The sequence below is a fragment of the Bacillus sp. CHD6a genome (assembly GCF_001293645.1).
Taxonomy (GTDB): domain Bacteria; phylum Bacillota; class Bacilli; order Bacillales; family Bacillaceae_I; genus Sutcliffiella_A.
The window spans coordinates 181,011-195,070 of record NZ_LBMD01000001.1; the positions used below are offsets into that span (position 1 = coordinate 181,011).

Annotated in this window: 14 protein-coding genes; 1 reads left to right on the forward strand and 13 read right to left on the reverse strand. The window is 38.8% G+C overall.

What is annotated here, in order from left to right:
* Positions 1-7: 7 nt before the first annotated feature.
* The 4 genes from AAV98_RS01000 to AAV98_RS01015 all read right to left on the reverse strand — a co-directional run bounded on the left by AAV98_RS01000 (position 8) and on the right by AAV98_RS01015 (position 3,867).
* Positions 8-556 carry a cupin domain-containing protein gene (locus AAV98_RS01000; RefSeq protein ID WP_060663688.1) on the reverse strand — a complete coding sequence of 183 codons (549 nt, stop codon included), beginning with the start codon at positions 554-556 and terminating at the stop codon, positions 8-10.
* A 135-nt stretch (positions 557-691) separates the two neighbouring features.
* Entirely contained in the window at positions 692-1,669 is a 978-nt protein-coding gene (locus AAV98_RS01005; RefSeq protein WP_060663995.1) for a ring-cleaving dioxygenase, read from the reverse strand.
* A gap of 295 nt (positions 1,670-1,964) precedes the next feature.
* On the reverse strand, positions 1,965-2,726 hold the full coding sequence (locus tag AAV98_RS01010; RefSeq protein WP_197284195.1) for a nuclease-related domain-containing protein: 762 nt from the start codon (positions 2,724-2,726) through the stop codon (positions 1,965-1,967).
* Between the two features lie 337 nt (positions 2,727-3,063).
* Positions 3,064-3,867: an RDD family protein gene (locus tag AAV98_RS01015; RefSeq protein ID WP_060663690.1), complete on the reverse strand. Its 804-nt coding sequence runs from the start codon at positions 3,865-3,867 to the stop codon at positions 3,064-3,066.
* Positions 3,868-3,975: 108 nt separating this feature from the next.
* Between AAV98_RS01015 and AAV98_RS01020 the strand changes: the two genes are divergently transcribed.
* A complete protein-coding gene (locus AAV98_RS01020) occupies positions 3,976-4,938 on the forward strand; it encodes a stage II sporulation protein M (protein WP_060663691.1) in 963 nt (320 codons plus the stop codon).
* Here the strand turns inward: AAV98_RS01020 and AAV98_RS01025 are convergent.
* The 9 genes from AAV98_RS01025 to AAV98_RS01065 form a co-directional block, all read right to left on the reverse strand.
* On the reverse strand, positions 4,930-6,291 hold the full coding sequence (locus tag AAV98_RS01025; protein WP_060663692.1) for a DUF58 domain-containing protein: 1,362 nt from the start codon (positions 6,289-6,291) through the stop codon (positions 4,930-4,932). The genes AAV98_RS01020 and AAV98_RS01025 overlap by 9 nt on opposite strands.
* A complete protein-coding gene (locus AAV98_RS01030; protein WP_060663693.1) occupies positions 6,242-7,171 on the reverse strand; it encodes an AAA family ATPase in 930 nt (309 codons plus the stop codon). Before AAV98_RS01030 ends, AAV98_RS01025 begins: the two co-directional genes overlap by 50 nt.
* Complete coding sequence (locus AAV98_RS01035) at positions 7,168-8,307, reverse strand: DUF4350 domain-containing protein (protein ID WP_060663694.1); 1,140 nt, start codon at positions 8,305-8,307, stop codon at positions 7,168-7,170. Before AAV98_RS01035 ends, AAV98_RS01030 begins: the two co-directional genes overlap by 4 nt.
* A gap of 18 nt (positions 8,308-8,325) precedes the next feature.
* Positions 8,326-8,961, reverse strand: a complete 636-nt coding sequence (locus AAV98_RS01040) for a hypothetical protein (RefSeq protein WP_060663695.1) — start codon at positions 8,959-8,961, stop codon at positions 8,326-8,328.
* 36 nt (positions 8,962-8,997) lie between these two features.
* The gene (locus tag AAV98_RS01045) at positions 8,998-9,912 is read right to left on the reverse strand and encodes a hypothetical protein (protein WP_060663696.1); all 915 of its coding nucleotides are present in this window, start codon (positions 9,910-9,912) and stop codon (positions 8,998-9,000) included.
* A 164-nt stretch (positions 9,913-10,076) separates the two neighbouring features.
* A complete protein-coding gene (locus AAV98_RS01050; protein ID WP_060663697.1) occupies positions 10,077-10,451 on the reverse strand; it encodes a nucleotide excision repair endonuclease in 375 nt (124 codons plus the stop codon).
* Between the two features lie 71 nt (positions 10,452-10,522).
* Complete coding sequence (locus tag AAV98_RS01055; protein ID WP_060663698.1) at positions 10,523-11,647, reverse strand: NAD(P)/FAD-dependent oxidoreductase; 1,125 nt, start codon at positions 11,645-11,647, stop codon at positions 10,523-10,525.
* Between the two features lie 115 nt (positions 11,648-11,762).
* A complete protein-coding gene (locus tag AAV98_RS01060; RefSeq protein ID WP_060663699.1) occupies positions 11,763-13,100 on the reverse strand; it encodes an alkaline phosphatase in 1,338 nt (445 codons plus the stop codon).
* 118 nt (positions 13,101-13,218) lie between these two features.
* On the reverse strand, positions 13,219-14,055 hold the full coding sequence (locus AAV98_RS01065; RefSeq protein WP_060663700.1) for a sugar phosphate isomerase/epimerase family protein: 837 nt from the start codon (positions 14,053-14,055) through the stop codon (positions 13,219-13,221).
* Between the last annotated feature and the right edge of the window lie 5 nt (positions 14,056-14,060).

Here is a 14,060-nt window from a genome sequence, read left to right on the forward strand (position 1 = left end):
CCTGGCTTTAGTAACCGTATTCTTCAGCAGCCTCGGCATCAGCTTTGGTAGGATGAACCGTACCAAACGGGTGATTTGGAGGGGCATAAATCGAATAAAGCTTTAATGGAGTATTACCAGTATTGGTCAGGTTATGCCAAGTGCCGGCTGGAATCACTATTGCATAATCATCTACAACCATTCTTTCAAAATTAAGATTATTTTTATCTTCTCCCATCTGCACAATTCCCTGTCCCTGTTCTAAACGGAGAAATTGATCAACATCTGGGTGCATTTCTAATCCTATATCCTCTCCTGGATTTATGCTCATCAATGTTATTTGAAATTGTGTTCCGGTCCATAAGGCAGTTCGAAACGTATTGTTTTGTAAAGTAGCCTGGTTGATGTCTGTAACAAATGGGTTTGGACCATAGTCTGTTAACTCAATAGCCCTAAAATTGTTGTTCGAATGATAAGCATTATACACCGTATTTGGCCAGTAACTGTTTCTAACATAATTGTATGCATACGGATTTGCAGCATAAGGATACGGATGAAAATTTGTTGGATAAAACATTCCTTCATCTCCTTCTTAAAACTCATTAAATTATCCTATTCATTTTTACAGGAAAAGTACGTGATAAGGGTAGGTTTAATTCAGATCATAAAAAAAGCCTATTTCTTTAAAAAAAGAAACAGGCTGTATCAAAGATTATTCTTTTGTAAATTCTTTTGTACTTCTTACAGTATCAATTGGTCTGACAAGCTTTTCAATTTGCTCGCGTTTCGGTTCAAGGAACGGAGGCAAAGAGAGTTTCTCTCCTAATGTTTCATACGGCTCATCCCCCATGAATCCTGGGCCGTCCGTTGCGAACTCAAATAAAATCTGAGGCGCAACTCGTGCGTATAACGATTCAAAGAAATAACGATCCACATGTCCTGATGTGTTAAAGCCAAACCCTTTCAATCTTGCATCCCACTCATCAATGACAGCTCGATTGTCTACTCGGAATGCCGCATGGTGAACGGTACCGAATCCTTGCTGCGCTTGAGGAAGTGTGTCATTATGTTCTACAACCAGTCGGGCACCATTGCCTCCTTCTCCTACCTCAAATAAATATGTGTTACCAATTTGATCTATTTCTTTAAAAAGTAAGACTTTCTCTAATACTTCCTTAAAGAAGTCAAAATTAGCTACACGAATGTGAAGAGGTCCTAGTCCTGTGATGGCATATTCTAAAGGAATGGGCCCATTCTGCCATGGCGTACCCGGCTCCACCCCTTTATTGTTTTCATCGGAAACTAACTGATACTGTTGGTCATCAAAGTCTACAAATGACAGGGTCTTGGTCCCAAACTGTTCTTTAATGCCTTCATGCTTTACCTTTAGACGGTCAAAACGGTCCACCCAATATGTTAATGCTTTGTCGGATGGCACTCTGAAGCCTGTCTTGGAAATTTCATTAGTTCCATGGTTTCCTTTTGGAATACCAGGGAAATCAAAGAATGTCATATCTGTTCCCGGACTTCCTGAGTCATCTGCGAAAAATAGATGGTAAGTTTGTATATCATCTTGATTAACTGTCTTTTTTACTAGCCTCATACCAAGTACATATGTGAAAAATTCGTAATTCTTTTCAGCGCTGCTGGTTATTGCTGTTACGTGATGAATACCTTTTAAACCGTTTATCATAAGGATCTCCCCTTTATTTTGATGCAATTTATCTTGAATTCGAGATAATTATATCGTGGTTGGATGGGGATGTCAAATTGATAAGTGTATATAGATTGTATTTTATCGACTTGGTGTTTCCAACAGTTTGAAGTCCCATGGATTTTAGGATCCTTTTCATTACATTAGTAGATGGTACACTTAGAAACTCTCTAGCCTCTATATTGGAAATTGTCTCTTTGAATAATAAACAATAATCTCTTAACGCCGGTATATGTGCGTCTTTTGATTTATTGTTGCACTTAGGACAACGTCAATAAGAATGAGTCCTTTGCATTGGGATAGCCAGGCAGTTTGAACATAGTACACCTAATAAAAGTTCACTTGGGTTAATGTTTAACTGTTTTAAAGTGAGGGTTGGTTTAACTTTATGGTGCTTCATAATGGTGCGCGCAAGGTTATGAATTTCTTTAGTGGAAAGAATCTGTTTATTGGAGATTGTTTGTTGTTGTTCGATTTTTGTGGGGAGATAATGACCATGAATGACTATTTGGTTTGTTGATTTATCTTTGGGATCGACTTGAATCATGCAAGAAGGATTGGAGATGACTACGAATGAGGTAAGTGGTAGTGATGGAATATCAAACTGTTCAATCCATTGCTTTAGCAGCCTTTCTTGATTACTGACCTGTATTATCGGACACTGATAATATTTCACATTGCCCATGTAGGTCTGAGTCAGCTGATTGAATTTCCTGTCAAAATAAATGGTCCCACCCATATTTTTCACTTCTAATAGGGATATGAAGTTAGCCGACAGGAGTAACGTATCAATATGGAAATTTTGATTTTGGAATTGTAAACTGACGGAATGGAGAATGTGATAGTCTTGATTAGGAAGGATGCTTAAGGGGTAGTCAATGGCACTTTCGCCTTTATGGCCTTTAAATTGCTTGGCTATCAATTCCTTTACTCGCGGCACCGAGGGGTGATCTTCATCAATGCGTCTCTCAATAGCCTGTAAAAATAGTATGTTAACAGGGTATTCTCTCTCTTTTAGGTAAAATCCACCCACCCGCCTCCGAGGCCACTGAAAAACTGATAACGTAAAGTTTTTATGATTCCTAGCTGTTGATTGGAGCAAAAGGCGAAGACTCCTCGAAAATGCTACGCATTTTCTTCGTGCGATGAATCGCTGTCGAAGCCTTCCTTGTCCTGAGGGAGCTAGCGCTAGGTGGAGACCCCGCAGGCGTAGCCGAAGGAGGCTCACGTCAGCCCCTAGGAAAGCGAAGCCATTTGCGGAAATCAACAGCGGTGTGTATTAAAATACTAAAATCAAGACTTTTTCAGTGGCCACCCACCTCATGCTATTCTTTTTCCCAAAGTCAATGCTGCCAATCAAGCCCCCCCCTCTACAACTCATACTCCCACTCTTCCTTCATCTGCAAATACAAAACCAGCAGCATATCTTCTAATTCATCATAATGTTTAGTAGAGGGATCTAGCCCTATTTTCGGAAACAAGATATCAGCCATTTTTCGAGTCAAAACGATGCGGTCATCGTTAGTTAAAGTATCCAAACGCTCTGCGTATGTCTTCAAAAGCTTCCACTCTTTAGCTCCAAGGGATTTCAAAGCCCATTCTTCTACTAGGCCCCCGTCCAAACTGAGACCCTTTTCTGCCATACGTTTGTCCAGCTTGGAAACTTTCTTTTTCTTCTTTCCTCTTCTTTCATGGACAACAATAGTACCTGCAACAAGGTCCCCTAAGCGTTTGTGCTTAGAGTGAAAGAAAATCATCAATATCCCAACTAGATAATTCGCAGGTAACATATCAATAATTCGTAGAAAGTTGCGGAGTAAACTGGATAGCAAGGTAATACTGTGGCCATTTTCTTGAATGACACGTATGCCAAGCATCTTTTTGCCAACTGTTCTGCCGCCTGTAAAATATTCAAGCAAGAAGTAATAGCTCCAATTTAATAAAAAAATTAGAATGATGACTACTGCAAACATATAAGAGGGCATGTCCGTTTCAACGTACTCAAATATACTTGCATTCAAGCCGAAAACAAGTGCAAGTAGAATGAGAATGTTGATGATAATCAACAAGATGGTGTCAAGAATAAAGGCTGCTGCGCGGCTGCCTAAGCCTGCTGCGTGAAACTGTAAAGATACATATTCGGGAGTTTTGATATCCACTTGTTCTGTCTTCAAGATGATTCCCACTTTCTATGGATAAATTTAACTTTAGGGTGTTTCTATTTATCTATAATATTACTATAATATAGAAGATAGATGAAAATGAGACACGAGGTGTAAAAGATGAATGTCAAACAATTTATTAAACAACACCGCGGCCAGTGGAAGGAGCTAGAAAATCTAGCATCTGATATACATAAGCGAAAGAATATTACCGGAAAGAACCTTGAGCGATTCCACAGTCTTTACCAAAAGGCGGCACAGCACTTATCTTATAGTCAAACTTATTTTCCTGGAGAAGAAGTCACATCTTACTTGAATGGTCTTGTATCCAAGTCTCATAATCTTTTATACAAAGATCAGATAACAAGTTGGAAGCAAGCAAGCGACTTTTTTGGTCATAAGTTTATTGGACTCCTTTTCGAACAATGGAAGTTTGTGTTGATAGCTATGCTTCTTTTTACAATTGGTGGACTTGGAAGTTATTTTGCTGTTCTGTATGACCCACTTTATTTGTATTCCATTCTACCAGGAGATATGGCACAAAACTTTGACCCCGAAAAACTTGGTGACAGTGACGGGATGGTGGATGCCCCTGTCATGTCTGCAAGTATTCTGACCAATAATATTCAAGTGGCCATCCTTGCATTTGCCGGCGGGATAACCTTTGGATTGTTGACTGTTTATGTATTAATCTACAATGGAATTATTGTAGGCGCGATCGCTGCCCTTTTTTGGCATTATGATAAAACATACGAGTTTTGGGCTTATATTGTTCCACATGGGATGATTGAACTGACAGCGATTTTCATTGCCGGCGGCGCTGGTTTACTAATGGGGTACAAGCTTTTTGTACCTGGTGAATATTCGCGGGGCTATCAGTTGAAGTGGAATGCTAAACGATCTGTGCAATTGTTACTTGGAACGATTCCTTTGTTTATTATAGCAGGGATAATTGAAGGATTCATTACCCCTGCTGCCATATCGTTGGAAGCCAAGTATTTGGTTGCTGGATTGACTGTTATGGGATTAATACTTTATGTTACTTTAGGCAGTCTTAAGCTTCGTAAAGCCCAGTTACAATAATCCTCTGTTCATGGTATCAATATAATAGGATACAGCGGTTGTAGCAAGCCGCTCTTCACGGGCCTCCATCATCAAGAGGCCTTGCTTTTCCCACCTTGCTTTCTCCCGTTTCTTCGTTAAAAGTTGTTGCTGGGCAACCCCTTTAATCATCGTTTCTTCTAAAGACGTTACAGGGTTTGCTGCTCTTTTTCCCAATACCTCGTCTTCAACTCCTATCATGAAAAAGAGATGCCTTTGCCTTACCCTCTTAAGGTAAATAAGGGCGCTTTCTTCATGCAGAAATGTTTTAACGTCGCTAAATAATAGGATAAGGCTTCGCTTCTTTTGAACAAGCTGTAAGTATTGAAAGACTTCAGCATAGTTGGATTCTGCTGCATCGACTTGAACGTTATAAATAGTTTTCAGGATGGTTTGCAAGTGAGGCAACCCTTTTGCAGGGGGGACATATGCCTTTACCTTTTTGGAAAAAGCAAGTACCGCGACATAATCCCCTTTTTGCAATGCTGCTGCAGCCACCGTCAAGGCTGCTTCTAATGATCGCTCCAAACGGTTGCCTATTTTTAGTTCTGCCCCCATCATTCTTCCACAATCAATAAGTATGGTGATGTATTTTCCGTGCTCTGGTTCATACTCATTTGTCATGACTTCCTGCAATTTTGCTGTTTGACGCCAGTTTATTTTCCTAGGATCATCCCCTACCACATAAGAACGAATTTTAGAAAATTCCCCAACGCCACTTTTCTGCTTTCTAATAGTTACTCCTTCATGTATCAGAAATTTTTGGGCACTCTCCAAGTACTGTTTGGTTTCCGTCATATCTGGAATGACTTTAATTGTATCTTCTTTTGCAAAAATCATTTGCTTTTGCCAAAGGCCAATCCTACTTTGATAGCGTAAATATAGTTGTGAAACATGATACTCACCTCTAACAGGCGCAATGGTGTGATAGGTAAATTGCTTTCTAGTGTTTTTTTCTACCATACCGGTAAAAGGAAACGTGCGAGAAAAGGACTGAGGGATACCATCTTTCATTTCTACCTTCATATCAAGTTCTGTTGGATTCTCCACCACAATGTTAACGGAATAACTAATCCCTCTTTCCATCTCGCTAGGTATAATTCTCGTCATACTAAGTACTTTTTTATTTGGTGTAAGTAGAAGGTCCACCAAACTAAAAAGAATAACAAATACATTCATTAGAAAGATTATTGGCCATGAAATGTTTACAAAAAAACTCAATAGAATAAAAACAAAAGAAAGTACAGAAAGTAAGAGAACTAGTCTACTAGTTGGAAGAATGCCTTTATCTCGGAACAGGAATCGACCCCACAAGTTCTTCAATGATTTGTTCAACAGTCGCTCCCTCCAATTCCATATGAGGAGATAATTGAATCCGGTGACGAAGCGCGGGTTTTGTCACCATTTTAATATCATCAGGAGTTACATAGTTACGGTTGCTTAAGTAAGCCCATGCCTGTGCCGCTTTCCCGATAGATATTCCAGCGCGAGTGCTAGCTCCGAATCTGATTGAATCTGACTCACGAGTGTTACGGACGATTTGCATGACATAATCGAGGATACTTTCACTTAGAGTAACTTGCTGGATCTCTTTTCTAATGTTTAGGAAAGTTTCCATATCTAATACTGGCTTGGTATCGGTTTGAGTAAACTTATTTTCCATTACTTGTTTTAGTACTGCCGTTTCTTCTTCCAAGCTAGGAAAATCAATACGCAGCTTGAAAAGAAAGCGGTCTTGCTGTGCTTCAGGTAGCGGATATGTTCCTTCAAATTCAATTGGATTTTGAGTGGCAACCACAAAAAACACATCTGCTAATGGATATGTCTCACCATGAATCGTAACCTGTTTCTCTTCCATCGCCTCTAACAGAGCAGCCTGCGTTTTTGCAGGGGTTCTATTAATCTCATCTGCAAGGAGTATGTTACTGAAAATAGGTCCCTTCAATGTTTCAAAGCTTCCTTCTTTCATATTGTAAATAGAACTTCCTGTAATATCACTCGGTAAAAGATCTGGGGTAAATTGAATCCGGTTGAACTTACCGCCCAACAGGCTTGCAAGGGTTCGTACCATTTGCGTTTTCCCGGTGCCAGGCACTCCTTCTAATAAAACGTGGCCGCCTGCCAGTACGGAAGAAAGTAAAAGTTTCAAATTCAAATGTTGACCTAGTATTCTTTCCTCGTATTTCTCAAGAAGAGATGTTAATTCTACTTTCATCCCTCTTCCACCTCTTTCCTTAAGGTATCTAATTGTTTGGACCATTCAAGATATTCTTGTTTTGTTATTTTCTTTTTTTCTAACATCTGTGTTAATTGATAAGTAAACAAATCTATTTTTCCATCTTCTTTTGTTTTCCATTTTTTATGCAGGAAGACTCCACACTCTTTCCAATCCCTGTTATATGGAATACCCCATCTTTCTTGCAGTAGATATTTTACATATTCCGCCTGATTGCTTAGAGAATCATGATATGCATTTCCTTTTACGTACCATGCAGCTAAAGCTCGAAGACTTTCATCACTATACCTGACTGTTTCCTCACGAGGCTGTACTATAGGACCGAATCTTTTGCCTTGTTTCCAAAGAAGTAAAATTGACACTAGCAATCCCTGGAAGAGTAACAACAAGAACCAATCTTGGTAGACATTTAAAGAAGATGTCCCGGTATCCCCGTGGTTGTACTCATCGAAGAGAATAATTGTGTCATTATTTAACCCTTCTTCTTGAATAAGACTAAGTACAAGAAGGAGATGATCTTTTTTTAGAATTTCTTGATTTGTTAGCCAGTAAGGCGTCAATGCTACGATGAGTGTTCCATCTTCATACTTCCGTTTAACCGCTACATCACCGAGTTCATCGGAGTAAAGTATTTCATCTTCACCTGCTGGCTCTATCCTTACAGGAGAATGAATATCTCCTACAAAGTTGATTGGACTAGTATCATTGATGGTTTGCTCAGGAAACATTGACTCAACAAAGGTTGTACGAATATCAAAAAATCCTTTTGGATTATTCTTAAATAAAAGAATGGTATTTCCTCTTTCTAAGAAATCCATATAAGATTCCATCGTTTTTGTATCAGGAGTAAAGTATGGTTCAACCATCACCAATACCTGTCCATTTTCATTATCAGGTAAGAATTTGGGGGATTGTTCCCATCTATTCACCATCCCTATTTCGTTTTCCAGATAGCTGTAAAAAGCTTTCAAACCCGTAGGTGAAGGAGATTCTGAGTCATATGGTGAGAATTCTTCCGGTTTTTGGGATAAAACAAAGTAGGAGCAGATTACAAACAGAATGAGTAAAATTCCAAACCATATCCATCCTTTTTTCTTTGTGGTAATTCCGTTCAAGTCCCACCCTCCTTCCTTTTATAGATCTTGATTTGTATCATTGATCCATTTCAATGCAGTATCACGGTAAGATAAATAGTCGTCTTTTCCAATTTTTTGTTTACCATAAGTACCTTTGTCGAATAAAAGTGCAAAATGAAAGAAAAAATCAGCTAAATTTCTCTGTTCTCTTCGTAATTCCTCATAATACTCCCAATTTGTTTTCCATATTTTTGCTACGAGCCAATTCCGCTCATGAAAGTTGAGTAATAAACCCAAAAATAGATGTCTAGTAGCAAGTGAATAGTCTTCCATTTCTTCGTATTTCTTTGCCTCCGCCACATGTTGGTGAAAAGACCATTCTAGCTCTTCCCCTGATTGAAAAGGCTTCATTCTACTATTACGACTATTTCGTTTATTTTTTGCAAGGTAAGTAATGATCCAAGCCGCTAATATTACAATTACAAGAATGATGACAAGAATCATTATATTCCCTGCTGTTCCGCTTGTATTTTCCATGGAAGGGAAAAGTCGTGAGAGTAAATCTGCGAGCCATGCTTTTAATTCATCCCACCAAATTTGCAAGGTATTTCTTGAATCAGTATAAAATGCTTGATATTCCTGTTGATCTAGAATCTCTGCCAGTTGTTCTCTTGCTTTTGGTTCTGTAAGCACGTTATATCACCTGTCCTTTTCTAAAGGAATCCGGGTTTATCCAATATGATAATCATCAATAAGTTCTCTCAAGTCATCTGCATCATGACGAACTTTCAAATCCAGATACATGACAGCGTACCCGACTGCCATAATGAGTGTTGTAAAAAGAGTGCTAAAATTAACAATTAATCCAAGAAGTACACTGCTCCCAAGGAAGACTGAGAACGATAATTCTATCGCTACTCCTATGGCGGTAGTTATCAGAAAGAAAATGATGTATAAACCAATCAACTTAAATGTTCTACCTTTAGATAAATTCCAGCTTCTTGATAAACCCGGAGAGTTTTTATCCAACACTACAGAGCCGAAGAAGAAACTCCATTTTGTAAGGAGAAATGCGCCAATGAGCAAAAAACTCACCGTCATTACGATGGAAACAATGACTCCTGCAATCGGATCGATTGCAAAGACAAAAACCGAAGTGAATATCCCTACCATTGTGAATCCGAAAATGATACCAAACGCTATAAGTACATATAACAGAGAGGAACCAATTAATGGGAAAAATCGTCCAAATGCTTGTTTGACTATTTTACTGACAGTAAACTCTCGATTCTGGTATATGTGATTAACGCCAAATATGATTGCAGCTTGAGCGACAGGATATGTAAATAATACTAATAATGAAACAAATAACATGCCAAGGTCCGCTGCAAGATTAGAAGATAAAGAGGCTTCTTCCGTCACTTCAAGATTACTTATGATCTCTTCATACCAAGCTCCCCCGACGCCTTCTTGTCTAACAAAGCTTTTTCCAGTCGCCATTTCAATAATTGCTTGCAGAAGGTAAATGGGACCAACTAAAAGTAATAAAATGAAGAAGAAATCCTTAAACTTGTATTTACTAATTTTAAACGTCTGATCTAGAATCTCTCCGAACCCTTTTGGTTTATTAAGATTACTGTTCATTCCTTTTCCTCCCTTATAACTATTCCAAATGTTGTCATACCAATAATTTTACCATTAATCTAGCAAAATTCGAGAAATATATTGCGAGAATGTGCAGATTTAGGAAAAATGAAAAGCCGTTCTCCATTTAGGAGAACGGCCTTAGAACTTTTGAACTCGAGTCATCATTTATAGAAAACTTTTTCAACATTATACTTTGCTTGAAGTGTGTTAGCGATGTATGTTTCATATATTTCTCTTTCCATAGGGTCTTCTACGATACACACGTCTATACGATATACTTCATCGCGGTTATTTTTTATTGGAGAAACAGTGTCCTCAAAATGTTTTTTAATTCGTTGTCGAAGCTTTCTCGCTTTTCCGACAAACAACAAATCTTCATTGATATTAAAGAACATAAAAATCCCGCCTTGATCTCGTGGGATTTTATGAAAATCAATAAAGCCATTGATTGGTGTAATAATTGGTTCATCATTTGTGCGAATCTGCTGGCGTTCCGTAATGGAGACACTTGGATTAGGTATAGTTATTTTTATCATTGTTGTTCACGTCCTCTTTTTCAGTAGAAATTCATGGTAACACAACGAATGGATAATAGCTATAATTGTTTTTATCCAAGAAATTGAATGGCTCCTGCTACATCATAGTTACTTATATCAAGAACCGTTTGTTGTCCCATGGCTAGCCTAGCTAATTCTGCTCCTAAAAAAGGTCCGCTTGTTAGACCTGATGCTCCAAGACCATTGCAAATGAAAACATTATCATGCTTTGGTAGCTTGCCAATCACCGGAAGAAAATCTGGTGTAAACGGACGAAATCCTACTCTAGTTTCCATTATGGTCCCATTTGATAAACCTGGAGCAATTTCTAATGCCTTACTTAAGATCTCATTCATGCCACTTGCAGTAACCCTTGTATCAAAACCTGCATTGTCTTCATGGGTTGCCCCTACCACAATTCTACCATCATCAAAACTAAGGATGTACTGATTATTTGGCGGCATAACGACTGGCCAATCTTTCGTATGTTTCGTTTCAATCTCGATGTGAACAATTTGTGCCTTTTGAGGGACCACATTAAATTTCATTCCCAATTCTTGAAATAGTTCCTGTGACCAGGCACCACCCGTCACAATAATTAAGTCTGCTTCTACTCTCTGTTCTCCAAAACTTACACCTGTCACCTGGTTATCTTTGACATTAAGGCAAGCATCGCCATCAATAAACTTAGCCCCATGCTTTTTAGCACCATTTTTAAGAGCGTTGCGAAGGGAGCGTCCATTTACCTTTGCTCCTCCGGAAATGTGGACGGAGCCAAAACCATCTGACAAAACTGGAAAGAGTTCTTTCGTTTTTTCTGCACTTAAAATTGTCACCTCGCCAATTTCAGGAGCTTCTTCTCGTCTTTTAATGGCTCTTTCGGCCATTTTCTCGAGTTTTTCTTTATCATTATGTAAGCTAATTGCCCCAACACGGTTATATCCCGTTTCTGTTTCTCCATCATTTTCTAGCTGATCAATGAGAGTTGTATAATACCTCGCACCGTTTTTGACCATGTTATACCAGGCTTTATTACGACGCTGCGATATCCAAGGACAGATAATTCCTGCTGCGGCATCTGTTGCCTGACCTTTATCAAAACGGTCAATGACCGTGACATTTTCGCCTGCTTTTGCTAAATGATACGCGGTGGATGACCCAAGAATCCCCGCCCCAATAATTATGATATTTTTCATTTATAAATAGCACCTTTTCTATTATGTTTGTTTTATAAGTGTACAGGATTTTTAATCCCCGCTCAATTTTCTGATCAAAAAACCCCCTTTCTTTAACAAGAAAAGGGGTTGCATGTTAGTTATTAAACTTAATTTTCATTGCTTTTGCCATTAATTTAGGAAGGTCGGTGTTATCTAATAAACCGCTGAATTTATCTGATTGCGGACCATAGGCATAAACCGGTAAGTCAGTTCCTGTATGTGCAGTAGTTGTCCACCCGATAAGAGCACGGTCACTTACTACTTCATTAATTGCAATTGAAGGTTTTTCTGCCTTTTTGATTCTCTCCACTTCTTCTTCTGTTAAATCAAAGGAAGTATACTTTTTTACCACTTCTTTAATATTACTTTTATCGGTATTAAGTTCGCTTGCCATTTTGTCACCTGTTGCTGTTACGCTATCTAGGACATCCATTTTTAAGTCATATTCACCGTTTGATCCAACGGACATTCCACCTGTTTCATGGTCCCCTGCTACAACGACTAATGTATTTCCATCTTCTTCAGCAAATTCTAAAGCCGCTTCTACCGCTTTGTCAAATGCTTCGGAATCAGTCATAGCCCATGCTGGGTCATGAGCATGTCCTGCCCAATCAATTTGAGAACCTTCTACCATTAAAAAGAAACCTTTTTTATTTTTACTTAATGCATCAATTGCTGTATTGGTCATTTCAGCCAAGCTTGGTTCATCCGTTTCGTCACGGTGCATCTCAGGAGACATCGCATTGTTTGCAAACAAACCTAGTAACTTATCTCCTTCTGCATTTTCCAACTCTTCTTTGTTTGAAGCATATTGATAGCCATTTTTCTTTGCTTGCTCAATCAAGTCGCCTTTAGGTTGTTTTCCACCATTTTCTTTACTAACAAAGTAGTCTCTTCCACCGCCAAGAATGACATCAACGCCGTTATCAAAATATTGTGGGGCAATAGAAGCTTCATCCGAACGGGAAGCGACACTAGCTCCAAACACTGCTGGAGTAGCATGAGTAATAGTAGATGTTGCTACTAGTCCGGTAGATTTCTTGGATGATTCTGCGGCATCTAAAATGGAATCTACTTCTTTCCCATCAGGAGTCACGCCCACCATGCCATTATTTGTCTTTACTCCAGTTGCCATCGCGGTACCTGCTGCTGCAGAATCCGTTACTTCTGTGTCTGCTGAATGCGTCTGGATCAACCCTTTTACATGTTGATCGAAGGAAGATTCTTCTCCTTTATACCATCTGTAGTTTGTTGCATAACCCGCATTGTATCCATCTGGAATCATATAAATGACATTTTTGACTTTACCCTGTTTCTGTTCTATTTTGGTATCTTCCTTTTTTGCTTCCGCTATATCCGTTCCTACACTTACTTGTACACCTGAGATTACTAATCCTGCTGCGACTGCAACACTTGCTACTTTTTTAAACATGATCTTTCCTCCTTGAGCATTTTTGCTACTTTCTTAGGTTAACAAGGCAAAGTAAAGGAGGAATGAAGGTTCTATTAAGGCTAGTTTACAGTATCGTAAATTTTATATTAATTTGTGTTTAGCTCACATTCAAACTATTAATCTCTTTCGTTATTTGCATGATTTTTCTAGCATCTTTCTCGAGCACTTCTTTTACATTGCGACCAAACCATTCTAAAGAAGCTTCAACCTCTGTCAAGCAGGAAGCTGTTTTAACAATTTCCTCATAATTAAGAATTCCTTCAAAGAGAGGCGTCATTCCTTCTCTTGAGCCTGCTGCAGCATATACGTTGTTCGGATTGAACACATCTAGCTTGCTTTTAGATGAAATATTTTTAAAATGAAAGTGCTTGATAAATGGTTCCAGATTTAGTAAAGCTTCTATTGGATTTGCTCCCGATTCCCATATATGTAATACATCAAAGTTAATTTTTAACGCAGGGTGATTTACTTCCTCCAAGAGTTGTAAAGTAGAGGGTACCGTGTCTGTCAAAGTATTGGGATGTGTTTCTAAAAGGAGAAACTGATTCTCTTTTTCTAACTCCTTACAAATCATTTTGAGCTTATCTACTATCGATTTACGCTCTTGTTTGTTCAACGATGCACTTGCCTGCTGCCCGGCAAACGTCCTTAACTTTTGCGTTCCCCAACGGTGCCCAAGCTCGCTCAATTCCATTGTCGCACGAAGAAGTTCCTTATCTGACAAGTGAAGAGGAAGATAGTCGCTTAACATACTTGTATGTAGGTTGTACGATGCCAACCAATCACTATGATAGTGAGGGTCATCTTTCAAATGCTTAGCATGAATGCCCCATATTTCTATACCTTGAAAATAGTTTAACTGTGCCCATTCTGCTATCTCCTTCATGGAATGGAGATGGTGGCGAAATGAGATGGTACATAAAGATAGGTTCATATTCA

Excerpts from the sequence above, each read along its gene's own strand:
- AAV98_RS01000 (WP_060663688.1), bottom strand. The coding sequence starts at position 556 with ATGTTTTATCCAACAAATTTTCATCCGTATCCTTATGCTGCAAATCCG.
- AAV98_RS01020 (WP_060663691.1), top strand. The coding sequence starts at position 3,976 with ATGAATGTCAAACAATTTATTAAACAACACCGCGGCCAGTGGAAGGAG.
- AAV98_RS01030 (WP_060663693.1), bottom strand. The coding sequence starts at position 7,171 with ATGAAAGTAGAATTAACATCTCTTCTTGAGAAATACGAGGAAAGAATA.
- AAV98_RS01045 (WP_060663696.1), bottom strand. The coding sequence starts at position 9,912 with ATGAACAGTAATCTTAATAAACCAAAAGGGTTCGGAGAGATTCTAGAT.
- AAV98_RS01050 (WP_060663697.1), bottom strand. The coding sequence starts at position 10,451 with ATGATAAAAATAACTATACCTAATCCAAGTGTCTCCATTACGGAACGC.
- AAV98_RS01055 (WP_060663698.1), bottom strand. The coding sequence starts at position 11,647 with ATGAAAAATATCATAATTATTGGGGCGGGGATTCTTGGGTCATCCACC.
- AAV98_RS01060 (WP_060663699.1), bottom strand. The coding sequence starts at position 13,100 with ATGTTTAAAAAAGTAGCAAGTGTTGCAGTCGCAGCAGGATTAGTAATC.
- AAV98_RS01065 (WP_060663700.1), bottom strand. The coding sequence starts at position 14,055 with ATGAACCTATCTTTATGTACCATCTCATTTCGCCACCATCTCCATTCC.